The organism is Oleidesulfovibrio alaskensis DSM 16109 (genome assembly GCF_000482745.1).
Classification (GTDB): domain Bacteria; phylum Desulfobacterota; class Desulfovibrionia; order Desulfovibrionales; family Desulfovibrionaceae; genus Oleidesulfovibrio; species Oleidesulfovibrio alaskensis.
Map to the genome: position 1 here is coordinate 19942 of NZ_AXWQ01000018.1, position 21532 is coordinate 41473.

Sequence of the window (21532 nt, forward strand, 5' to 3'; positions counted from 1 at the left end):
CTGCCGCGTGCCGTGTATCTGACGGAACTCCTTTCAGACATGGCCGTCCGGCTGCCTTGCCGCGCAGAGTGCGCTGGTGCGGCCGTATTCCTTCCGCCCCGCAACGGAATCTGATCATGAAAAAATTACCCGAAATACTTGCCCCTGCAGGCGATACGCAGTCTTTTCTTGCGGCACTGGCCGCCGGCGCCGACGCCGTGTACGTGGGCATGAAGCATTTTTCCGCCCGTATGCAGGCCGACAACTTTTCCGTCAAGGAACTGGCCCGCATGGTTGAACTGGCAAGGCGCGAAGACCGCAAAGTTTACATAGCGCTCAACTCCATGCTTAAACCGACCGACCCTGCCGCGGCGGGACGGCTCATACGGCGGCTTGCGCGCGGTGTGCAGCCCCATGCGCTTATCATGCAGGACCTCGGCGCCGTGGAGATGGCCAGACAGGCGGGATTTGAAGGTGAAATTCACCTTTCGACACTGGCCAACATAACGCACCCTGCAGCGTTGCACGCTGCCCGCCGCATGGGGGCGGACCGTGTCATTCTGCCGCGCGAGCTGGATATAGACGAGGTGCGCCAGTGTAACGACGCCTGTCCCGAAGGGCTTGATCTGGAGCTTTTTGTGCACGGGGCCCTGTGCTACTGCGTTTCGGGCCGCTGCTACTGGTCCAGTTACATGGGGGGCAAGTCGGGGCTTCGGGGACGCTGTGTGCAGCCCTGCCGCCGTGTGTACAAGCAGAAGAGCCGCGAGGGGCGGTATTTCTCGTGCCTCGACCTCTCGCTGGACGTGCTGGCCCGCAACCTGCTGGACATGGAAAATCTGTCGTCGTGGAAGATAGAAGGGCGCAAGAAAGGCCCCCACTATGTTTTTTACACTGTCACGGCATACCGCATGCTGCGCGACAATCCGGGCGATCCTTCGGTACGCAAGCAGGCAGAAGACCTGCTGAAGCAGGCGCTCAGCCGTCCCACTACCCATGCCCGTTTTCTGCCGCAGCGCCAGCATCCGGTGACGGCCCCCAACGATTCGACCAGTTCCGGCATGCTTGTGGGCAAACTGGCGCGCGATAAAAAGGGTGCGCTGGAGTTCAAGCCCCGTATGGAGCTGCAGCCGCAGGACTTTCTGCGTGTCGGGTTCGAGGATGATCCGTGGCACCGCACTGTGCGCGTGACCCGCAGAGTGCCCAAGGGCGGGGCATTTACTCTGCCCCATGCCAAGGGGCGGCCGCCCGCGGCGGGAACTCCCGTATTTCTGATCGACCGGCGCGAGAAAGACCTTGTGGACCTGCTGCGCCGCTGGGAAGGCCGTCTGGCCGACGTGCGCGGCGGCAGCGAGACCTCCGTGGATTTCGAACCGGTGCTGCCGGCACGTCTGGACAAGCCGGGCAAAGGGTTTACCGTGCTGCTGCACGGCAGTATTCCCAAAGGCAGGCGCGGCGGACGCGAAGGCGGCGTGGTGGACGGACTGTGGCTGTCTCCCCGCACAGCCGAAGTGTCGCGGACGCTGGTCTCACGGTATTCGTGGTGGCTGCCGCCCGTGATCTGGCCCAACGAGGAAGACCAGTGGAAACGCCTTATCACGCAGGTGCTGCGCAACGGCGCCCGTCATTTTGTACTGGGAGCCCCGTGGCAGATGGAGCTTTTTCCGGAAAATGCCAAAATAGCGCCTGTGGCCGGTCCTTTCTGCAACGTGGCCAACCCCGCCGCTCTGGCCGTGCTGGAGCGCATGGGGTTCCGCGGGGCCATAGTCAGCCCCGAGCTGTCGGGCGAAGAAGTGCTTTCTCTGCCGTCCATGAGTCCCCTGCCCCTCGGGGTGGTGCTTTCGGGCTACTGGCCCATGGGGGTCACGCGTAATCCGCTGCAGCCGCTCAAACAGGGCGAACCCTTCCTCAGTCCCAAGCGTGAACCTTTCTGGGCGCGCCGCTACGGGCAGAATACGTGGATTTTCCCGGGGTGGCCGCTGGATATCACCGCTCATCAGGATGAACTGAAGGCAGCGGGGTATACGATCTTTGTTCATATGAAAGAGCAGCCGCCGCGCGAAGTGCCTGAGCCGTCGCGCAGCAGTTCCTTCAACTGGGATCTGACGCTGCTTTGATGCGTACAGCAAAGACCGGACGGGTATCCGTCCGGTCTTTTTGTATGCAGAGTCCGCAGCGTGTCTTTGCAGCCGGTACGGGCCGGCAGCGGGACAGGTATAAACCTGCATTCAGCGCCACAGTCTGGTGAAGCATTCTTCCACGGCATTTCTGCTGCGCAGTCCGGAAAGCCAGTGTACGGGTATCCAGTCCTGCCCGTGGCGCGCCCCCAGCAGCATGCCCAGAGCAAGACCTCTGGCACAGGAATCCCCGCCGCCCATGACATTTTCCACCAGCGCTTCGGCCGGTGCGTTTTCATACCGGACGGCCAGATGCACCACGCTCATGAACGCGCCCTTCATGCCGCATGCCTGCCCGAAGCGTGATACCGCTTCGCATCCTTCCAGAGCGGCGTGCATGTCGGCAAATGCCAGCCAGTCCTGTGCGGGCAGCTGCGCATAATCAGCCCCGGCAGCCGTGGCGAGCGCCTGCGGAACGTTCTGCCCCTGCAGCAGGGCGTGTGCGGCGCGCGCCATAAATTCCGCACCGTCGGCAACCAGCACGGAGCCGTGAGTCATCAGGCATTGTGCGCGGGCGGCAGCCGCCAGTCTGTCCTCATGGTCTCCCAGTACGGCAAGCAGAGGTGCGACCCGTGACGCGCCGGAAAAATCGGAAGTCACGGCGCCGGTTTTGTCCGGAGGCAGTCCTTCTGTAAACCGTGTCAGCGCATCGCGCGATGCCCTGTCCATATACCCGTTGTAATGCACCATCATCTGCTGCCATCTGGCGGCAAAACGTGCCAGCGAAAAATCGCCGGTTTCCGCCACAGCTTCAAGCAGCAGCAGGGTCTGGTCGCCGTAGTGCGACAGGTCGCCCGCTTCTTTGCCCGCATGGTGGGTGTTCAGGCGCGGGGCAAGCAGTCTGTCCACTCTGCCCAGTTCGCGCGTAATGCGTTCCCGGTCATATTCCCAGTGTGCGCCCAGCGCCAGCGAATCAGCCACAAATGAGGCCAGAATGGCCGAACGGATTTTGCTCATACAGCCCTCCTTGGTCAGAGCCGGTCTGTATTTTTACCTACGGTAAGCCAACAGACAGGCTTTGGCTATGTGCAGAAGGCGTAACTGCGGCAATAAAAAAGGCGGCACCCCGCAGGGTGCCGCCGGAAAGACGCAAAAAACCGTCAGAAAGCTACTGCACAGTACAGGTTTCCTTGGCTGAACGCACGAGGGTGTCTTTCATTTCAGCCACATAGTCTTTTACTTTGTCAGACTTTTTCCATTCCTCGAACATGCTTTTCCATGTGCTGAATTCCATGAAGGATTTGTCCAGCTGCTCTTCGTGCGACTGCACCCAGATGTTAAAGAGCTGCATTTCCAGCTGGAAGACGGAGCTGTCAAAAACTCGCGCCGCCAGATCATTGCGCATGGTGCGGCCTTCCAGACTGGTGGCCACAAAGGTGCAGACGGCGTTGCGCGACGATTCAAAGGTGATTTCTTTATTGTTCAGAAGCTCCAGCATGCCGGCCAGATGAGCATAATCCTTGGTGATATGCTCTTCCGCCTGTTCCGGAACACGGATAAGCAGAGCGGAATCTTCTTCTTCGTTGATAAAATAAAAGCGAAGCCAGTTTTCAAACATCATGACTTCGACAATCTGGTTAAGGGCCTTGCCGAATTCCGTGGACATGAGAACTCCTCGATTCCTGATCTGGCGCGGATTGCGCGTGTGCAGACTATGGACACTCAGCAGGGCGGCGTCAAGTCCAAAATTTCACAAAGTCCGCAGAGCCTGCAGTGCAGTGTTCCGCCGGCGGATACGGCGCCGCCGTCACCCGGCACGGAAAGCCGCAAACACGGAAGAATGCGATATAACGTACCCCGCGGACTTGGACAACTGCCCGGCTTTTGCTATGAATAGTGCTTGCATGTGAGTCGGCTTTGCGGTAATGGGCTTCTCCCTTGCGGCCTTTGCAGGGGATTCCCGCCGCGGTCGCCCGCAATCACATGGCAGGCCTGCCGGTCTGCTGCATACGCGCAAGGCTCTGCCTCGCACCGGAAAATATCATGTTACCCAAGATAGCTCTCATCGGTCGCCCCAACGTGGGCAAATCCACCCTTTTCAACAGGCTGATCCGCAGCAACAGAGCCATAACCCATGACCGTCCCGGAGTAACCCGTGACCGCATGGAAGGCTATGTGAAAGTGGGAGACCGGAAGTTCATCATTATTGACACCGGCGGCATAACGCTGGACGAACACGCTGCCGTGGCGGAAGGGCCGGACGAACTGCGCGGGTTCGAGGCGGAGATTCTGCGCCAGACGGAAGAGGCCATTGCCGATTCCGTGGCCTTGTGCCTGGTTGTGGACGGACGCGAGGGGCTGACTCCCTTTGACGAAAGTCTGGCCGCGTATGTGCGCAAATCGGGCAAGCCCGTGCTGCTGGCCGTCAACAAGGTGGACGGCGAAGAAATGGCCGACCTGTACATGGCCGAATTCCATACGCTGGGCTTTCCGGTCATCCCGCTTTCCGGCGCTCACGGATTCAATGTGCGGGAATTCAGCGGCGAGTTGTTTGATCTGCTGCCTCCCGAAGACGAAGACGCCCCGCAGGAAGAAGAGGAACGCCCCCTCAAACTGGCCATGCTGGGCCGCCCCAATGCGGGCAAGTCTTCGCTGGTCAACGCCCTGAGCGGCAGCCGCCGCATGATTGTTTCCGATGTGGCGGGCACCACCCGCGACAGCGTGGATATTGCCGTGGAACTGGGCGGCAGGCGCTATGTTTTTGTGGATACGGCCGGAGTGCGCCGTCGGGCAAAGATTCAGGACCCTGTGGAACGGTACAGCGTCAACTCTTCGCTCAAGTCGACAACCAAGGCCGATGTGACGCTGGTGGTGCTGGATGCGGTGGAAGGTCTGACACAGCAGGACAAGCGTCTCATTGATCTGCTGGACGAGCGCAAGACGCCGTTCATGCTGGTGATCAACAAAATTGACCTTGTGCCCCGGGATGGCCTGACCGCGTTGAAGCGTCTGTACGATGATGCCCTGACATTCTGCAAGCATGTGCCCATCATGTACATTTCTGCGCGCAGCGGCCGCGGAGTGGACAAGCTGCTGCCCATGGCCCGTAAAATTAACAAGGAATGTTATGTGCGCGTGGGTACGGGGCTGCTGAACCGGACACTTACGGAAGCCGTCACCCGTCACCAGCCGCCGGTGGTCAAACGGGTGCGTCCCAAATTCTTTTATCTGACACAGGCGGAAACCAACCCGCCGACGTTTGTGTTTTTTGTCAACGACCATGAGCGTATTCAGGAGTCGTATGCGCGGTATCTGGAAAAATTCATGCGGAAACGGTTTGAAATCGAGCATGCCCCCATGCGGGTGCGTTTCCGGTCGAGCCACACCAAAAACCGTGACAGAAAAAAATAGGCACTCTGCCCTGCCCGTATACTGAACGGCGCCGGATTCCACAGGAATCCGGCGCCGTTTTTGTCTGTCCGGTACATGATGCCGCCGTGCTGGCGGCATGGCCATCAGCGGCCTGCCTGATCGGCTTTTTTTTCCGTTCCGGCGGCGTTCATGGCGTCGGGTGCTTCCATGGCCAGCTGCTGGCGTGACTGCGGTCCGCCGAAGTTCATTATGAGCATGCCGGCAAAGGCATCATCGCGGCCCTGCCGCAGCCGGTATACTTCAACCCTGTACAGCGATTCTCCGGTGTCCAGCGAAAAGCCCGGCATAAAGTCTTCCCGCCGTACGGACAGCCCTGCCTCGTCGTCCACGCCGTCTCTGGTCATGCCGATAATGTTTACCCGGTACCCTGCCAGCGGGCGCACGGCGAACACCTTGTTCACCGAAACGATGTCGCCGGGACTTGCGGCAACGGTGCGGCCGTCTATGTCCAGCGTCACGCTGTGCAGTGTATCGTCGAAATCAAAATACTGCGGTCTTATGGCGGTGAGTCTGCGGTTGCCGTAGTACACGTCAAAGGACCCGCTCTGCGGCAGCAGCGTGACCAGCGGGCGCAGGGGCGAAAAGGTTACCGGACGGTCTTTGCGCATGGGCACATAGTTGACCGCGCGGCGTATGTCGTCCAGCGGCAGTGTGATGCGGCCGTCATACAGGCGCATGGCTACGTCGCGTTCTATGGCGGCGTATACCCCGCCTTTGGTCAGCGGAAAGTGCCGCCGGAACTGTATGCCCATCTGGCGCATGAACGATTCGAGAATCTGCAGATGGTAATAGGCGCGGATATGTGTGGGAAACTGTTTGCTGGCTTCAATTCCGAACGCCGGTTTGCCGTGCAGGATGGCGAAATAGGTCAGGGTCTTTTCCATTTCGCGGTCGCCCATGCTGGTATGGGTGTTTTTCAGGTAATACCGGTGGGCGGTGTCCAGCAGTTCGCTGTTGACGTGGTCAACGGCGTTTCTGGCCAGCAGCTCCAGATTGCTGAACCGTTGTGCCTTTATGTCCGACTGGTCAATGATGACGGACTGGCCCCACCGGTTGGGATTGCGTTGCGCGTCTTCCCACTGCGGCCGGTAGAAACCGCTGCCGTCATGCAGATTGAGCACGGCGTCCACTCTGGGGTCCAGAATGATGGATTTGATGCGCGCCACGGTGTCAAATTCGGGATCGCGTCGGGGCAGGCGGGCGAATTTGCGGTTCATGTCGCCATGTATGCCGCGTGACCGCTTGATGATGCTGGGAAAATTGAGGTCGGGCACCACCCAGACACTGCCGCGGGTTATGGTGTAATGCGAAGCCACAAGCGAGGCGGCATTGAAACCGCCGGGTTCGTCTCCCTGTATGCCGCCGACAATAAGCAGCGTGGGGCCGGATGCCGAAGCCGTGGCGTTTGCCGCCGCCGGAGTGTCTGTGCCCAGGCAGTGCAGGGTGAAGTCAAGCGCCGGAGCGGTGCGGCTGACACATTGGGCGGCAGCCGCAGATCCCGTGACGGACAGCAGCAGGCAGATGATGACGGCGGCAATACACTTCATGAAGGTACCTTTACATGCCACGGCTCGAAACGCACGCCCAGCAGGTTGTCCTGCGGATAGCGCAGCGTGATGTAGCCGCGTTTTTCAAGCTGTTTGAAGACTTCCGTTTCTGTGAAGCGCGCGGTGAAATTGGCTTCTCCGAAGCCTTTTTTGCCCACATCGAAGTCGCTTACGGCGTGAAACGAATAGCCCGGAGGCGCCAGCGAGCGCGAAGCCAGCGACAGGTTTCCCTGTGCGGCCACAGCCTTGTTGAGAAAGAGCAGAAACTGCTTCACCACGCCGCGTACGCCGGAGGTGAGCACCACCTCGTCGCCGAGAATGGAGCGTATGGTGTGCCATGTGCGTTCGGGGCGCCCCCGGAACAGCCAGTTGCCCGTGTAGGGCACTTTTGTCACCTCGCGCTGGGGGATGCGGGCGGTAAGTCTGTCCACGGGTTTGGTGCCGTAAAAGCCGTAGCGGGTGGCATCTTCGTGAAACAGTTCATCCAGCAGGTCTTTTTCCTCACTGGTAAAAGGCCCGATGGCAGGGTAGCTTTGCGCATAGCGCAGCGCGGAATCAAAACCGAGAATGCAGAAGTTGCCGTGTCCCACAACCTGTTCGGTGCGGGCAAGGCGTTCTGCGGCGCTTTGCAGTACGGCCAGCCTGTGTGCCGGCAGCACAATGTCCGCCGGATCGGGCGCGTCAAACCGCAGCATGCGCGAAACGTAGTCGCGTACGGGCGATTCGATGAGTCCCTGCTGCGGAAAAAAACTGGTAAGCACGGCAGCCCCGGCAGGGCCGCCCTGCAGGGCCAGTGCGGCGCATGTGCCGGAAACAAGGGCGAGAAAGGATCGTCTGTTCATATGGTTCCGTGGCAGTATGTGTGACGGACACCGCGCCGGACGGCATGAACCTGCGGCGTCACCCTGCCATGCATTGTAGATGAAAAAGCGCCGCAACACAAAGCATCGCGTGCGCTCCCGCTTGACCAGACGGGCTGTGTTCTTTTAGCGTGCGTTGTTGGCTTGAGTGCAATCATTCTCGTCGCTCCGCATGGGAGTCTGACGCAACCCGCGTCTGCGCAAGGGCGCGTAAAGGGGTTTACTAATGGTCCAGAAATCGGAAACGATCTGGTTTGACGGCAAGCAGGTTGCATGGGACGATGCCAATGTGCACGTTTTGACCCACACCCTGCATTACGGTCTGGGCGTGTTCGAGGGAATCCGCGCCTATAAGTGTGTTGACGGCACTTCCGCCGTGTTCCGCCTGCGCGAACATGTCGAACGCCTGTTTGCTTCGGCCCGCATTCTGCGCATGGAAATTCCCTATACCGTCGACCAGCTTGTGGATGCCGTGGTGGAAACGCTGCAGCGCAACAAACTGGACGAAGGCTATATCCGCCCCTTGAGCTTTGTGGGCGCGGGTGCCATGGGTGTGAACCCCGGCAGCAACCCCATACAGACCATCATTGCCACGTGGCCCTGGGGCGCGTATCTGGGTGAAGAGGCGCTGGAAGCGGGCATCCGCGTAAAAACCAGTTCCTTCCAGCGCCATCATGTAAACGCCATGATGACCAAGGCAAAGGCCGTGGGCAACTATGTAAACTCCATTCTGGCCAAAACAGAAGCTCTTGCAGACGGTTACGACGAAGGGCTGATGCTGGATACCGCGGGATTTGTTTCTGAAGCCACCGGCGAAAACATTTTCATCGTGCGCGGCGGCGTTATTAAAACAACGCCCCTTACGTCCATACTGGACGGTATCACCCGCAACAGCCTGATGACGCTGGCCGGTGATCTGGGCTACACCGTGGTGGAACAGCAGTTCACCCGCGATGAGCTGTATGTGGCCGATGAAGCCTTTTTCTGCGGCACTGCGGCGGAGGTCACTCCCATACGTGAAGTGGACCGCCGCGTTATCGGCGCCGGCAAGGCCGGACCGGTCACCAAGCATCTGCAGACCGAGTACTTCAAGCTTGTAAAGGGTGAAAATCCCAAGTACGCACACTGGCTGCATCAGTATTCACTGTAGCGGCATACGCCTTTCCGGCCGGCCCTGCCTCGGCAGGGCCGGTTTTTCACCCTTTTAGCCCCCCCACTTATGAGTCACGCATCGCTAACCGCAAAATACAGGCCGCAGACCTTTGCCGACGTTGCCGGACAGGAAACCGTCAAAGCCATTCTGTCACGGGCCGCGGCCGAAAACAGGGTCGCGCCTGCCTACTTGTTCAGCGGTACGCGCGGGGTGGGAAAAACCACCATCGCGCGTATTTTTGCCAAGGCGCTTAATTGCACCCGCGGTCCGGCCGCGGAACCCTGCAACGAGTGTGAACAGTGCCGCAAGATAACGCAGGGCATGGCTGTGGACGTGGTGGAGATTGACGGCGCCTCCAACCGCGGCATTGATGACGCCAAACGCCTCAAGGAAGCCATCGGTTATGCCCCCATGGAAGGCCGGTACAAGGTTTTCATCATCGACGAGGCGCACATGCTCACCCGCGAGGCGTTTAACGCGCTGCTGAAAACGCTGGAAGAGCCGCCGGCCAATGTCACCTTTGTCATGGCCACCACCGAGCCGCATAAATTTCCCGTAACCATTGTCAGCCGCTGTCAGCATTTTATTTTCAAACGGCTTACCGAAAACGGACTGGCAGCGCATCTGGTGCGCATTCTTGAGCGCGAAGGCACAGGATACGAGTCTGAAGCGGTCAAGCTTATTGCCCGCCGTGCCGCCGGCAGCGTACGCGACTCCATGTCTTTGCTGGGACAGGTGCTGGCACTGGGCAGCGATTCTCTGACCGTGGCGGATGCCCGGGGTATTCTGGGGCTTGCCGGACAGGAGTTGTTTTTCCGCGTGGCCGACGCCATCAGGCGTCAGGACTGTGTCGGTGTTTCCACCGTGTTGCGCGATGTTCTTGATCAGGGACTTGATCTGGGCTTTTTTTTGCGCGAGCTGACAGGCATGTGGCGCAACCTGTTCATGTTGCGTCAGGCCGGTGAAAGCGCATTGCCCCTGCTGGACCTGCCCGAAGAAGAAGCCCGTCAGTGGCTTGAATGGGCACCGCAGTTTGCCCTGTCGCACATCCATGCCTGCTGGCAGATGACTCTGGAAGGACAGCGGCGCGTGCTGAACAGCCTTGAACCGGCCATGGCGCTGGAACTGCTGCTGCTCAATCTTGCATTCATGCCGCGCCTGCTGGGTATGCAGCAGGCTTCGCAGACGGCGCCTGCTCCGGTGCCCGTGGCCGGTGACGGACCTGCTCCTTCCGGCGGTTCGTCCGGTACTCCGCCGGCGGGCGGACATGCTGCTCCGCCCCGCTCTGCCCCGTCTGTCCCGTCTGTCCCGGACCCTGCCGGTACTTCCGGTCGTGTTGCGGATGCGGCGGAACCGCAACAGCAGGCGCAGGCAGACAGTACAGCGCCCCCCCCCGCCGAGGATGCTCCGCCGGGGCAGCCCGAGCCGTCCGGCCCCGCCACGTGGGAGGGTTTCGCGCAGTTCTGCCTGCAGCAGAACGGTCAGGACGGCAAAAGCCTGCGACTCCTGCGGCAGATAAAAGGTGAACTGCGTGACGGGGTGCTGCATATCACCCCCGCGTACCAGATGCAGCGCGACCGTCTGACACAGCCGGAAATGGCAGCCGCTCTGGAGACTCTGGCCCGCAGCTACTGGGGTGCGGGTGTTACAGTGGCGGTGGGTGAACCCACCGAACAGCGCAAGGCCATCTCGGACCTGCGCAAGGAACTGGATGACCACCCTGCCGTACAGCTTCTGAAAGAAGAGTTGGGAGCGCGTGTGCTGGCGGTGCGGTATATGGAAAAAAATAACAACGACTGATAACGGCGCTGGCCGTATACAGACATTCCCGGAGGATCATATGAGAGGCATGCAGGATATGCTGCGTCAGGCGCAGATTATGCAAAAGAAGATGACCGAGCTTCAGGAACAGCTTGGCGAGCGCACCGTGGATGCCAGTGCAGGCGGGGGCATGGTTTCAGTAACCGTGTCCGGCAAGCAGGAACTGCGCGCCATTAAAATAGACCCCGCTGTGGTGGACCCGCAGGATGTGGACATGCTGCAGGATCTTGTGCTGGCAGCCATCAATGAAGGGATGCGCCTTTCCAAGGAAATGGTTGAAAAAGAAATGGGTGCTCTGACCGGCGGCCTGAAAATTCCGGGGCTGATGTAACGCCGTGACAGCGCAACGATTGCCTGAACCGCTCAAAGCGCTGGTGGACAGGCTGGCCCGTTTGCCCGGTCTGGGACCAAAATCCGCCCTGCGCATGGCCATGACCCTGCTGAAATGGCCCGAAAGTGAAACCCGCGGTCTGGGTGCCGCCATAGCGCAGCTGCGCGACAACCTGCACCTGTGCAGACGTTGCGGTTCGCTGACGGATGTGGACCCATGCGCCATATGTACCGACGCCACGCGCGGGCGCGATACGCTGTGTCTGGTTTCGGAGTGGGACAGCCTGCTGGCGATGGAAGACGGCGGATTTTACAAAGGGCAGTATATGATTCTGGGCGGGCTGCTGGCTCCGCTGGATAATGTGAATCCTGAATCGCTGGAGCTGGAAAGACTGCGCCGCAGACTGGCCGAAGGCGAAGTGCGGGAAATCATTCTGGGGCTGGGAACCACGCTGGAGGCGGAAAATACGGCTTCGTACATCCGCAGCATGGTGAACCGCGATTTTCCGCAGGTTCGCGTGACCCGTCTTGCACAGGGCATACCGCTGGGCAGCGAAGTGAAGTTCATAGACAAGGAAACATTGCGCCAGTCGTTGCAGTTCCGGCAGGATCTGTAACCGCAGGCCGCAGAACGCCATTTGTAACGAATGCGTAAAACAGCTTCCGGTCGTGCCGCAGGCTGCCCGACATATCCGGTCATACCCCGCTCCGGCGCATCATGCGCCGGACAGGAACCACCGGAGTCTGGCCCTGCCGTAAAACCGGAGCTGTTTTTGTTTTGTACTCCGTCCGCCGGAGGCGTCTTCATGTATGCTTGTGTAATGTCTCCGACGGGCAAGGGGAATGATTCCCCTTGCATCCCCCGTTGCGCCCGTCGGGGACCGGTCAGCTGTGCCTTTTCGGGCGTTCAGGGCGGCATCACCGGCACGGAGCAAGGCATTACAACGCGCCGCACGCGGGGAAAACGGCTTCCGCGGGTTCGCGCATTGAGGGTGCAGGGAGATCATCTCCCTGCCCGCCGGAGGCGTCTTCATGTATGCTTGTGTAATGTCTCCGACGGGCAAAGGGAATGATTCCCCTTGCATCCCCCGTTGCGCCCGTCGGGGACCGGTCAGCTGTGCCTTTTTGGGCGTTCAGGGCGGCATCACCGGCACGGAGCAAGGCAGCACAACGCGCCGCACGCGGGGAAAGCGGTTTCCGCGGGTTCGCGCATTGAGGGTGCAGGGAGATCATCTCCCTGCCCGCCGGAGGCTTTTCTTTCGCGGGCGCTCATCTGTCAGAACGTAAAGCTGCTGCGGCAGCGGGAATTCCACCATGAACATGTATTGTATCATCATACTGGCGGCGGTGACGGGCAGTTGGCTGTTGCAGACCACAGCGGCGGTGCTGGGGCTGGGGAGGACAGGAGCTCCGCTGCCTGCGGGTACAGGGCTGGATATGGAACCGGCGCGGCGCGAACGTATGCAGCGGTATGTGGCTTCCGGAATGCGTCTGAACATCGCCGAGGACACGGCTGGTACGGCGGTGTTTCTGGTGTTCTGGCTTTGCGGGGGCTTTGGGGTCGCGGATGCGCTGTCGAGGTCTGCCGGTGCGTTGCTTGGCGGCTTTGCAGGGGGTGGTCCGGCGGTAACCGGAATCATGACCGGTCTGTTTTTCTTCGGCCTGCTGGGAGTGCTTTCGTCGCTGGCAGGTCTGCCTTTTTCTTTGTGGCGGACTTTTGTGCACGAAGAACGCTTCGGCTTCAACAGAACAACTCCGCTGACGTTTGTTGCGGACAGGCTGAAAGCCGGATTGCTGGTTGCCGTTATGGGCGGCCCGCTGGCGGCCGGTGTGTTGTGGTTGCTGGCCCTGTACGGTCCGGAAGCGTGGCTGCCCGTATGGCTGCTGGTCAGTGTGTTTTCGTTGCTGGTGTCTTTTCTGGCTCCGTGGTATCTGCTGCCGCTGTTTAATACCTTTACTCCGCTGCCGCAGGGCGCATTGCGCAGTGCCATAGACAGATATGTGACAGGACAGGGGTATACGCTGTCGGGACTTTTTGTTGTGGACGGGTCGCGGCGCAGCGCCAAGGTCAATGCTTATTTTACGGGTCTGGGCAGGCAGCGCCGCATAGCGCTGTTTGATACGCTGCTGGAAAAACTGGATGACGATGAAGTTGTGGCGGTTGTGGCGCACGAGGTGGGGCACTGCACACTGGGCCACATACCGGTGATGCTGGGGCTGAGCGTGGCACGCACCGGACTGATGCTCTGGCTGCTTTCTTTTTTTCTGACGGAGCCGCAGCTTTTTGCGGCGTTCGGTGTGGAGCAGGTGTCATACCATGCCGGTCTGGTCTTTTTTTCGCTGCTGTTCACTCCGGTGTCTTTGTTTACCGGTGTGGGCTTCCATGCTTTGCTGCGGCGCAATGAATACGCCGCGGATGCCTTTGCAGCGCGCACCACAGGACGTCCGGATGTGTTGTCTTCCGCGCTGCGTAAACTGGCATCCGAAAATATGACTAATCTGAACCCGCATCCGTTGCAGGTTGCTCTGCACTACACACACCCGCCGCTGGTGCAGCGGCTGCAAGCTCTCGGCGCGTTGCCGGTACGGCGCGGCTGACGCCGTAGACTGCTGCCGGCTGCGGTGCCCGCGACCGGCCGGTACGGTCAGCTGCGTGCCGAAACATCGTCGGGGCGTGAGCTGTGCGGCACTCCTGTTCCGGCAGCCAGAGTGTTCTGTATGCAGTGCTGCAGCTCCTTGGGGTCAATGGGTTTTGCGATGAAGCTGCTGGCTCCGCGGCGGAGCAGTCTGGCAATCTGGCGCAGTCCCACCACGCCGGAAGTGATGATGACAGGCAGTCCCTGCAGCCTGTCGTTGCTGCGCAGCATACCCACCAGTTCCATACCGTCCAGCCCGGGCATGCGCACGTCGGTGATCATCAGGTCTATGTCCGGATCATTCTGCAGGCGTTCCCAGGCTGTTCTGCCGTCTGCCACATCAAGCACTTTGTGGCCGTAAGAAGTCACTATATCACGTAATATCCCACGCGTTATGGGGTCGTCTTCTACTATGAGTATGGTCGGCATATAATTTCTCCGAAAAAGCAAAGGGCGGTTTCATGCCTGACTAGTACCCTGAACGAGGGCAAGGATTGATGATATTTTAGTCCTCAGGCGTGGCACTGCTGAACGCCTGTTATGCGTTCACCGGATGATAATGGCAAGTGCTGCCGCCGGTTTCGGCGGGTCAGGCTTGTGGAAAACGGACTTTCTGCCTTCCTGCACCATAAAGCTGTTATTCTATGGTTATGGTGCATTAGGATATTAGATTTTTGTCTGTATGCTTTTTACAGACGACAGGAAGCGTGCCGCGGCGTTGTGTTGCGGCACGCTGCGCGGACAGCGGGTTTATTGCGGGTCTGATGTCCTGTAGATAAAGGGAATCAGGTCGTCGGGCACGGGGGCTGTGGCCGATTGTTCAAAAAAATGCAGCAGTGTTTCAACCTGTCTGATGAAGTTGCCCAGACGCAGTCCCTTGCATGTTTCGGGAAATGACCTGAGATGCCCCAGACCCTTTGTGCACAGCCGCTGCGCGGCGTTGCGGTTGCCGCGGCGGTCGTGCCACAGGCCGGCGGCTATCTGCAGAACTCCCTGATACAGTTCGCGTTCGGGGCTGGTTTCCGCCAGCCACAGCATGTCCAGTATTTCATGGCTTTCGTACCAGTCGCCGGCGTTGAACATTTCCACAGCTTCAAAAAGCTCGCGCATGGCGATGCCTTTGCACATGGGCCGCGTTTCGGTGAGATCTGTCATATGTTTCATTGTATCCCGAAAAAGGCGCGGGCGTTGTTTCCGCACCGGGTCCAGAGTTCTGCGGGGTCGATTCCCAGACATCGGGCCACACAGGCCCCGGTGAATGCTGCCAGCGCGGGTTCGTTGCGTCTGCCGCGCCACGGTACGGGTGTCAGGTACGGGCAGTCTGTCTCCAGCATCAGTCTGTCTGCCGGTATGACAGAAAGCGCTTCACGCAGGGCGTTGTTGGCCGGATAGGTGACGGGGCCGGGAACGGAGACATGCCAGCCGTTGCGCACAATGCGTTCAGCCAGTGCCGTGTCCGCGCCGAAGCAGTGCCACAGCAAAGGACGTCCCGCAAACCCTTCCGCTTCAAGCAGCCGCACGGTGTCTTCGTCGGCATCGCGCGAATGAATGACCACGGGTTTGTCTATCTGAACGGCCATGCGCAACTGCATGACAAAGGTTTTCTGCTGCAGTTCCCTCGGGTGGTCGTCCCAGTAGTAGTCCAGCCCTATTTCGCCCACGGCTTTCAGCCGCGGGTCAGTGGCAAAGGCCTGCTTCATGGCAGTGACGGCATTTTCGTCGCAGGCGTCGGCATCGCAGGGGTGCAGCCCCAGAATGAAAAAAACCTGCGGATAAGCGTCGAAAAGATGGCGGTTTTGCGCCCATGCCTGAGGGCCCAGAAAAACCTGTCCGATGTGGGAGACGCCTGCTTCACGCGCACGGGTCAGTATTTCGTCAAGGTCGGGCCGCAGGGCGTCCAGATCCAGATGGGCATGGGAGTCCACACCGACCGGCGGAAGTCCGAGCGTATGCGCGGCAGGGGGCGGAGTTTTATGTTTGCTTTTTGACATGGGCGGATATCCGGCGGACAGACTAAGAGAATATGTTTCCGAGGGCGGCCTGCGACCACAGGTCGAGCACAGCCTCACGTTGTTTTTCCAGTGAATAGTGCGAAACGGTTACCTGCGCATTTTTACGTACGGAGTCAAGAGGCGCGCAGGGCTCTGTGCGCGATGTTTCCACCAGTGATACCGCGTGTTCCAGCGCCAGCGCCGCGGCGGGCACATCTGCGTCTGCGGCAAAAAAACCGTTACCGTCCCACGGCGTTTCATGTGGCGGACGCATGGGCCACCACGGGGTGTAGCCCTGCGGCATGGCCTGCCGCATGTAGTCCCAGCCGCCCATGCCTGAAAAGCCTGTTACCACGCAGCCGCAGGCCATGGCCTCCAGCGGTGGCAGCGGACAGCCTTCGGGAAAACCAGTGGCAAGAAAAATATCGGCCTGACGCAGCTCTTCCGCCACCTGCCGGTGCGTCAGCCCGTGCAGTTCGCGCCACTCAACCTGTGCACCGCCGTGCTGTGCCCGCCGTGCTTCAAAAAATTCCCGTATGCGTACGGCCAGAGCTTTGTTTTTGCGGGGCATCCATGCAATGCGCACCGGACCGTCCGGTCTGGCGGCAGGAGCGTGGAACAGCGCAGTGTCTATGCCCGGGCGCAGTACCGGTCCCTGTCTGCCGGTGGCTTCACGCGTGAACCATGCCACCGGCTGTGAAACATTGAGAAAAGAGACCGGAAGCCTGTTCCAGTGCACCCCCTGCGGCAGAGCGGAAAGCAGATAGGCCCAGTTCTGCACATACACGACGGAACGCGCACCGGCCTGAAGTCCGGGGGTCAGGGCGTTTACCCATCCTTCGGGTACCAGCCAGATGTCCTGCGGCGTCAGACGCAGGCTGTCCCACCGTACAACGGGAATATCCGCATGGTCGTCTCCGGCGGGCATGGTGTCTTCACGGGGGACAAGACATACCCCGTAACCGCCCTGATGCAGATGCCGGGCCAGCTGAAGCAGCACGGCGGTGCCTCCGGTGGCTTTTTTCAGCGGGGGAATGAAAATGCAGGTGCGCATCATGTGCTCCTGTGCGTGGCGGTGCAGTCGGAATACTGTTTTGCTGCGGGGCGGACTGATGGCCGCCCCGCGGAAGGTTATGATCTGTCTTTGTCTGCGGCGGCAAAGGCCCGGGCAATGCTGGCCGTATACGGGGGGCGCAGCACGCCCTGCTCAGTCACGATGCCTGCGATAAGGTGCGCGGGTGTGACATCAAAGGCGTAGTTGTATACGGGTACGCCTTCGGGCGTTATGCGGGTTTCCCCCACATGTGTCACCTCTTCCGCCGGGCGTTCTTCGATGGGTATCTGCTTTCCGGAGGGCGTGGCACGGTCGATGGTGGAAAGAGGGGCGGCCACATAGAAAGGGATGCCGTGTTCGCGGGCCAGCAGGGCCACGGAATAGGTGCCTATCTTGTTGGCGGCATCGCCGTTGGCCGCAATGCGGTCGGCTCCCACAACCACTTTCTGCACCATGCCGCGCTGCATCAGCAGGCCGCATGCGTTGTCGCACGCCACGGTTACGGGAATACCGTCCTTGTGCAGTTCGTATGCCGTCAGACGTGCACCCTGCAGAAACGGCCGTGTTTCGTTGGCGATAACGGTTATACCGGTCCTGCCGGCATCCACTGCCCCGCGTACCACACCCAGCGCCGTGCCGTAACCTGCTGTGGCCAGCGCACCGGCGTTGCAGTGGGTCATTATACAGTCATTATCCTGTATCAGCGTGGCTCCGTGTCTGCCTATGGCTCGGTTGATGCTTTTGTCCTCTTCGTGGATGGCTTCTGCCTCGTCCAGCCACCGTGCGATAAGGGTGTTCAGGTCGGGGTCGCCCATGCTTTTCCAGACAGAGCGCATGCGTTCCACGGCCCAGCGCAGGTTGACCGCCGTGGGGCGTGCCTGTGCCAGTTTTTCAAGCAGGGTATCCAGTTCTTTCTGCCATTGCGCGTGCGGGGCGGGATGACCTGCCTCATACGCGGCAAGGCAGCAGCCGTAGGCCGCGGTGACGCCTATGGCCGGTGCGCCGCGCACCACCATGGTCTGCAGAGCGTAAATGGTGTCAGCCACGTCGTTGCAGTAAAAATCTTCTTCCACGGTGGGCAGCACGCGCTGGTCCAGCAGGATGAGCGTTCTGTCCTGCCGCGAGTATCGGATATGGGTCTCCATGGTATGTGATTCTCCGGAGCGGTATATGATGACAGGGAATGCGCCGCATGCGGGACATGGAATCCCGTCGGCATTGTTATGCAATATATGCCACGGTGTAGCCTTATGGAGGGCTTGCTGGCAACCCCGGCTGCAGAGTGCGGGTGGTACACATTGCCCTGCGGTACGCTTCGGTCTATTATGTTCCGGCAACTGATAAAGGAAAACGGCATGATGCATATATATGGAAAAGATGCGCCCCCCCGCGGGCACCAAAGCGCCGCGGCGGAGGCTGCATGGTGAATGCTGCCGCGGTGGGCAGGCTGCTGGCGGTGCCGCTGGGACTATTTGCGGCGGCGGCTCTGGCCGGTCTGTTTATGAATACGCTGCCGCCTTCCGCCGGAGAGGTGGCCCCCTATGCGGCGTGGGCGGCTCTGGCCGGGGGAATGCCTCTGGCGGAGCGCTTCAGAAGAAGCCGCGCCGTTTTTGTTCTGCTGCTGGGGTGCGGCGTGTTTCTGTTGCTGTACAATGTGCTTCCGGCGCTGGGCGACGCCACCCGCGTGCGGCTGTGGTACGGCATTGTGCTTACCCTGCTGCCCTGCAATCTGCTGCTGTTTGCCTTTCTGGAAGACAGAGGGGTTTTTTCGCGCTGGGGCATGGGCATGCTTGCATGGCTGCTGGGGCAGTTCATGACGGCGGCCTTTATTGTGCGCGGCGGCGGTGTGCTGCTGGCGACATCGCTGGGCAGAACCATGCAGCGCGCTGTGGAGGGCTGGGTTTATGCCTCTCCCCTGCCCGGCTGGTTCGACAGCTGGACTCCGCTCACGCAGCCTGCCCTGCTGCTTGTGCTGCTTGCTGCCGTGGTGCTTGTGGTGCGTGTCGTCCGGCTGGAAGACGGCTTCAGTGCAAGTCTGCTGGGCACTCTGCTCAGCCTGACAGCCGCGTTTCACGCTGTGGGCAACGGGCCGGTGGTCAGCCTGTTTGTGGCCGCGGCCGGTGCCGCCCAGCTGACAGCATTATTCCGCGATTCCTACAGCATGGCTTTTGTGGACGAGCTAACCGAGGTACCGTCGCGGCGTGCGCTGATGGCGGATGCGAAAAAGCTGGGCGGAAGCTATTGCGTGGCCATGGCCGATGTGGATCATTTCAAAGCTTTTAATGATACATACGGCCACGATGTGGGCGATGACGTGCTGCGTATGGTGGCTGCGCGGCTGGCCGGAGTGGACGGCGGCAAGGTGTACCGTTATGGCGGCGAAGAGTTCACCATTCTGTTTCCACGTCTGGGCAAAGCCGAAGCCAGACCCCATCTTGAAGCCGTGCGGGAGGCTGTGGCAGCCATACCTTTCCGCATCCGTACCCGTAACAAAAGTGCCAAGGTGGTGCGCGATAAGTCAGTCACCGTGACTGTGAGCATCGGGCTGGCGCAGCGCGAAGACGGCGAAGACGACTTTGAATCGGTGCTGAAAAAAGCGGATAAAGCCTTATACAAGGCCAAAAAGGCAGGCAGAAACAAAGTCGCTCTGCTGTGAACGGCCCTGTCCTGCCTGTCTGTCCTGTCAGGCGTGCGGCGTTGTGCGTGTTTGCCGGTCGCGCCCTGTGGCATTTGTTGCTTGACAACCAGCGCTGCTGCTCATAAAGTCCTTTCTATGATTATCGACATTCCTTTTACTCATTCCGCACCTTGGTGGTGGCGCCTGAACGGGCGTCGTGGTGTGTAGTGGCCGGTAATCAGTAAGAACTATCGGAATTTCAGCACAAAACCGCGGCAGGAAAGCATCTGACCGCGGTTTTTTTGTGGTCTTGCATATCTGCCGGCAACAAGCCTTTTGCTTTCACTCAGGAGTATACCATGACCAGCGTTCCCTCTGCTGACGGATTTTTCGGCGCTTACGGCGGCCAGTATGTGCCGGATTCGCTCAAACCCATTCTGGACGAGCTTGCCGCCACGTTTGAACGGTACAGAAACGACCCCGGGTTTCTGGAGGAATTCAACTACTACCTTACCCGCTACTCGGGCCGCGAGACACCGCTGTATCTTTGTGCCAATCTGACACGGCGCCTCGGCGGGGCCAAAATATATCTCAAGCGCGAGGATCTGAACCATCTGGGTGCCCATAAGGTCAACAACACCATCGGGCAGATTCTGCTGGCCAAGCGCATGGGCAAAAAGAAAATCATCGCCGAAACAGGTGCCGGACAGCATGGCGTGGCCACTGCGGCGACAGCCGCGCTGATGGGCATGGAGTGCACCATATATATGGGGGCGGAAGACGTGGAGCGTCAGAAGCTCAATGTGTTCCGCATGCAGATGATGGGAGCCCGAGTGGTTCCCGCAACAAGCGGCCAGCAGACTCTTAAGGAAGCCGTCGACGAAGCTCTTGCCGCCTGGATACGCGAAGCCGATACAACGTTCTATCTGCTGGGTTCGGCCGTGGGGCCGCATCCCTTCCCGCTTATGGTACGAGAATTCCAGTCCGTCATAGGGCGTGAGCTGCGGGCCCAGATGCTGGAAGCCGAAGGCCGTCTGCCGGATTACTGCATCGCCTGCGTGGGCGGCGGTTCCAATGCCATCGGCATGTTTTCCGGTTTCATCAATGATGACGGCGTGCGTCTTGTGGGGGTGGAACCGGCGGGCCGCGGGCTTGAATACGGTGACCACGCCGCCACGCTGTGCTTAGGTGAACCGGGTGTCATGCATGGCTTTAATTCATATATGCTGAAGGATCAGGCAGGAGAGCCTGCGGCCGTGTACTCCATTTCCGCCGGGCTGGACTATCCCGGAGTGGGACCCGAGCACAGCCACCTTAAAGATCTGGGCCGTGCGGAATATGTAAATGCCAGCGATGCGGAGGCGCTCAGCGCATTTTTCGATCTGTCGCGTACAGAAGGCATCATACCTGCGCTGGAGTCAGCCCACGCACTGGCATACGCCATGCGTCTTGCGCCGACCCTGTCTTCCGACAAGATCATAGCAGTGAACCTGTCGGGCCGCGGCGACAAGGACGTGGCACAGGTGGAACGCATGGTCAGAGAGGGGCTTGTGACGCCATAAGGCTTTTCGGCCCGGCTTTTGTGAAAGTGTAAAGGAAGAGGCGGCCTTTTGCCGCCTCTTTTTATATAATAAAATCAGATTGTTGTCAGAAAAGTAGAAAAAGTTTAAAAAACTTGTTGACTCCGGAGGGGTTCTCCCATAGAACCTCCCTCTCGACGCGAGAGAGCAGCCACGACGCGAGAGAACGTAAGTGATCTCAGGAGGTTGCCTTAAGCGAGTTCTTTTAAAGTCTGTGGGTCGGAGCGGAAACAATTTTTTAAAAAAGTTGTTGACGGACAGAGCGCAAGTCGCTAGGTTCAAATTTCGCACTGGCGAAAAGGCACAGGCCTTAAGCGAGCGTAAAGCTCTTTGACAATTAAATAGCGAGTTGGACAGGAAATAAGTTCAGCTTTATTTTGGCCATAGAATTTTATGGCTTCAGTTTTCTAACTGGAGA

At 59.6% G+C, this 21532-nt stretch carries 18 protein-coding genes; 9 read left to right on the forward strand and 9 right to left on the reverse strand.

Translation table 11 applies throughout. The features are described from left to right. Positions 1–116: 116 nt before the first annotated feature. On the forward strand, positions 117–2093 hold the full coding sequence (locus tag H586_RS0111205; protein WP_027182069.1) for a peptidase U32 family protein: 1977 nt from the start codon (positions 117–119) through the stop codon (positions 2091–2093). Between the two features lie 111 nt (positions 2094–2204). Here H586_RS0111205 and H586_RS0111210 read toward each other — a convergent pair whose 3' ends face one another. Together H586_RS0111210 and H586_RS0111215 are read right to left on the reverse strand one after the other, a co-directional pair. Beyond that, a complete protein-coding gene (locus H586_RS0111210) occupies positions 2205–3110 on the reverse strand; it encodes an ADP-ribosylglycohydrolase family protein (protein WP_011366247.1) in 906 nt (301 codons plus the stop codon). A 151-nt stretch (positions 3111–3261) separates the two neighbouring features. After that, positions 3262–3759: a hypothetical protein gene (locus tag H586_RS0111215; protein ID WP_011366248.1), complete on the reverse strand. Its 498-nt coding sequence runs from the start codon at positions 3757–3759 to the stop codon at positions 3262–3264. Between the two features lie 377 nt (positions 3760–4136). Between H586_RS0111215 and der the strand changes: the two genes are divergently transcribed. Next, a complete protein-coding gene (gene der, locus H586_RS0111220; protein WP_027182070.1) occupies positions 4137–5504 on the forward strand; it encodes a ribosome biogenesis GTPase Der in 1368 nt (455 codons plus the stop codon). Positions 5505–5608: 104 nt separating this feature from the next. On the opposite strand, the gene H586_RS0111225 is transcribed toward der, so the two are convergent. Both H586_RS0111225 and H586_RS0111230 read right to left on the reverse strand, forming a co-directional pair. After that, positions 5609–7072, reverse strand: a complete 1464-nt coding sequence (locus H586_RS0111225; protein ID WP_027182071.1) for a M14 family metallopeptidase — start codon at positions 7070–7072, stop codon at positions 5609–5611. Beyond that, positions 7069–7914: a M15 family metallopeptidase gene (locus H586_RS0111230; protein WP_011366251.1), complete on the reverse strand. Its 846-nt coding sequence runs from the start codon at positions 7912–7914 to the stop codon at positions 7069–7071. The genes H586_RS0111225 and H586_RS0111230 overlap by 4 nt, the downstream gene beginning before the upstream one ends. A gap of 244 nt (positions 7915–8158) precedes the next feature. Between H586_RS0111230 and H586_RS0111235 the strand changes: the two genes are divergently transcribed. From H586_RS0111235 to H586_RS0111255, 5 genes are all read left to right on the forward strand, one after another. Then, entirely contained in the window at positions 8159–9082 is a 924-nt protein-coding gene (locus H586_RS0111235; RefSeq protein WP_011366252.1) for a branched-chain amino acid transaminase, read from the forward strand. A gap of 69 nt (positions 9083–9151) precedes the next feature. Beyond that, positions 9152–10885, forward strand: coding sequence for a DNA polymerase III subunit gamma/tau (gene dnaX, locus H586_RS0111240; RefSeq protein ID WP_027182072.1), 1734 nt, complete (start codon positions 9152–9154; stop codon positions 10883–10885). Positions 10886–10925: 40 nt separating this feature from the next. Then, complete coding sequence (locus tag H586_RS0111245; protein ID WP_011366254.1) at positions 10926–11237, forward strand: YbaB/EbfC family nucleoid-associated protein; 312 nt, start codon at positions 10926–10928, stop codon at positions 11235–11237. Between the two features lie 4 nt (positions 11238–11241). After that, positions 11242–11853 carry a recombination mediator RecR gene (recR, locus tag H586_RS0111250; protein ID WP_011366255.1) on the forward strand — a complete coding sequence of 204 codons (612 nt, stop codon included), beginning with the start codon at positions 11242–11244 and terminating at the stop codon, positions 11851–11853. Between the two features lie 697 nt (positions 11854–12550). Beyond that, the gene (locus tag H586_RS0111255) at positions 12551–13834 is read left to right on the forward strand and encodes a M48 family metallopeptidase (RefSeq protein ID WP_027182073.1); all 1284 of its coding nucleotides are present in this window, start codon (positions 12551–12553) and stop codon (positions 13832–13834) included. A gap of 47 nt (positions 13835–13881) precedes the next feature. Here H586_RS0111255 and H586_RS19030 read toward each other — a convergent pair whose 3' ends face one another. The 5 genes from H586_RS19030 to mtnA all read right to left on the reverse strand — a co-directional run bounded on the left by H586_RS19030 (position 13882) and on the right by mtnA (position 18062). Further along, positions 13882–14301, reverse strand: a complete 420-nt coding sequence (locus H586_RS19030; protein WP_011366257.1) for a response regulator — start codon at positions 14299–14301, stop codon at positions 13882–13884. A gap of 321 nt (positions 14302–14622) precedes the next feature. Beyond that, a complete protein-coding gene (locus H586_RS20165; RefSeq protein WP_158303349.1) occupies positions 14623–15027 on the reverse strand; it encodes a DUF309 domain-containing protein in 405 nt (134 codons plus the stop codon). Positions 15028–15032: 5 nt separating this feature from the next. Further along, positions 15033–15863, reverse strand: a complete 831-nt coding sequence (locus tag H586_RS0111270) for a TatD family hydrolase (RefSeq protein ID WP_027182074.1) — start codon at positions 15861–15863, stop codon at positions 15033–15035. A 22-nt stretch (positions 15864–15885) separates the two neighbouring features. Further along, positions 15886–16917: a glycosyltransferase gene (locus H586_RS0111275; RefSeq protein WP_027182075.1), complete on the reverse strand. Its 1032-nt coding sequence runs from the start codon at positions 16915–16917 to the stop codon at positions 15886–15888. 77 nt (positions 16918–16994) lie between these two features. Beyond that, on the reverse strand, positions 16995–18062 hold the full coding sequence (mtnA, locus tag H586_RS0111280) for an S-methyl-5-thioribose-1-phosphate isomerase (protein ID WP_011366261.1): 1068 nt from the start codon (positions 18060–18062) through the stop codon (positions 16995–16997). A 275-nt stretch (positions 18063–18337) separates the two neighbouring features. On the opposite strand from mtnA, the gene H586_RS19040 reads away from it, so the two are divergent. Then, positions 18338–19573 (forward strand): GGDEF domain-containing protein, encoded by a 1236-nt coding sequence (locus H586_RS19040; RefSeq protein ID WP_051363992.1) that lies wholly within the window; start codon positions 18338–18340, stop codon positions 19571–19573. Between the two features lie 320 nt (positions 19574–19893). Then, complete coding sequence (gene trpB, locus H586_RS0111295; protein WP_027182076.1) at positions 19894–21096, forward strand: tryptophan synthase subunit beta; 1203 nt, start codon at positions 19894–19896, stop codon at positions 21094–21096. Positions 21097–21532 lie beyond the last annotated feature (436 nt).

Coding starts and splice junctions, on each gene's coding strand:
- H586_RS0111205 (WP_027182069.1), top strand. CDS start 117: ATGAAAAAATTACCCGAAATACTTGCCCCTGCAGGCGATACGCAGTCT.
- H586_RS0111225 (WP_027182071.1), bottom strand. CDS start 7,072: ATGAAGTGTATTGCCGCCGTCATCATCTGCCTGCTGCTGTCCGTCACG.
- trpB (WP_027182076.1), top strand. CDS start 19,894: ATGACCAGCGTTCCCTCTGCTGACGGATTTTTCGGCGCTTACGGCGGC.
- H586_RS0111270 (WP_027182074.1), bottom strand. CDS start 15,863: ATGTCAAAAAGCAAACATAAAACTCCGCCCCCTGCCGCGCATACGCTC.
- dnaX (WP_027182072.1), top strand. CDS start 9,152: ATGAGTCACGCATCGCTAACCGCAAAATACAGGCCGCAGACCTTTGCC.
- H586_RS19030 (WP_011366257.1), bottom strand. CDS start 14,301: ATGCCGACCATACTCATAGTAGAAGACGACCCCATAACGCGTGGGATA.
- H586_RS0111230 (WP_011366251.1), bottom strand. CDS start 7,914: ATGAACAGACGATCCTTTCTCGCCCTTGTTTCCGGCACATGCGCCGCA.
- H586_RS19040 (WP_051363992.1), top strand. CDS start 18,338: ATGGTGAATGCTGCCGCGGTGGGCAGGCTGCTGGCGGTGCCGCTGGGA.
- H586_RS0111210 (WP_011366247.1), bottom strand. CDS start 3,110: ATGAGCAAAATCCGTTCGGCCATTCTGGCCTCATTTGTGGCTGATTCG.
- H586_RS0111255 (WP_027182073.1), top strand. CDS start 12,551: ATGAACATGTATTGTATCATCATACTGGCGGCGGTGACGGGCAGTTGG.
- H586_RS0111235 (WP_011366252.1), top strand. CDS start 8,159: ATGGTCCAGAAATCGGAAACGATCTGGTTTGACGGCAAGCAGGTTGCA.
- H586_RS0111215 (WP_011366248.1), bottom strand. CDS start 3,759: ATGTCCACGGAATTCGGCAAGGCCCTTAACCAGATTGTCGAAGTCATG.
- mtnA (WP_011366261.1), bottom strand. CDS start 18,062: ATGGAGACCCATATCCGATACTCGCGGCAGGACAGAACGCTCATCCTG.
- H586_RS0111275 (WP_027182075.1), bottom strand. CDS start 16,917: ATGCGCACCTGCATTTTCATTCCCCCGCTGAAAAAAGCCACCGGAGGC.
- der (WP_027182070.1), top strand. CDS start 4,137: ATGTTACCCAAGATAGCTCTCATCGGTCGCCCCAACGTGGGCAAATCC.
- H586_RS20165 (WP_158303349.1), bottom strand. CDS start 15,027: ATGACAGATCTCACCGAAACGCGGCCCATGTGCAAAGGCATCGCCATG.
- H586_RS0111245 (WP_011366254.1), top strand. CDS start 10,926: ATGAGAGGCATGCAGGATATGCTGCGTCAGGCGCAGATTATGCAAAAG.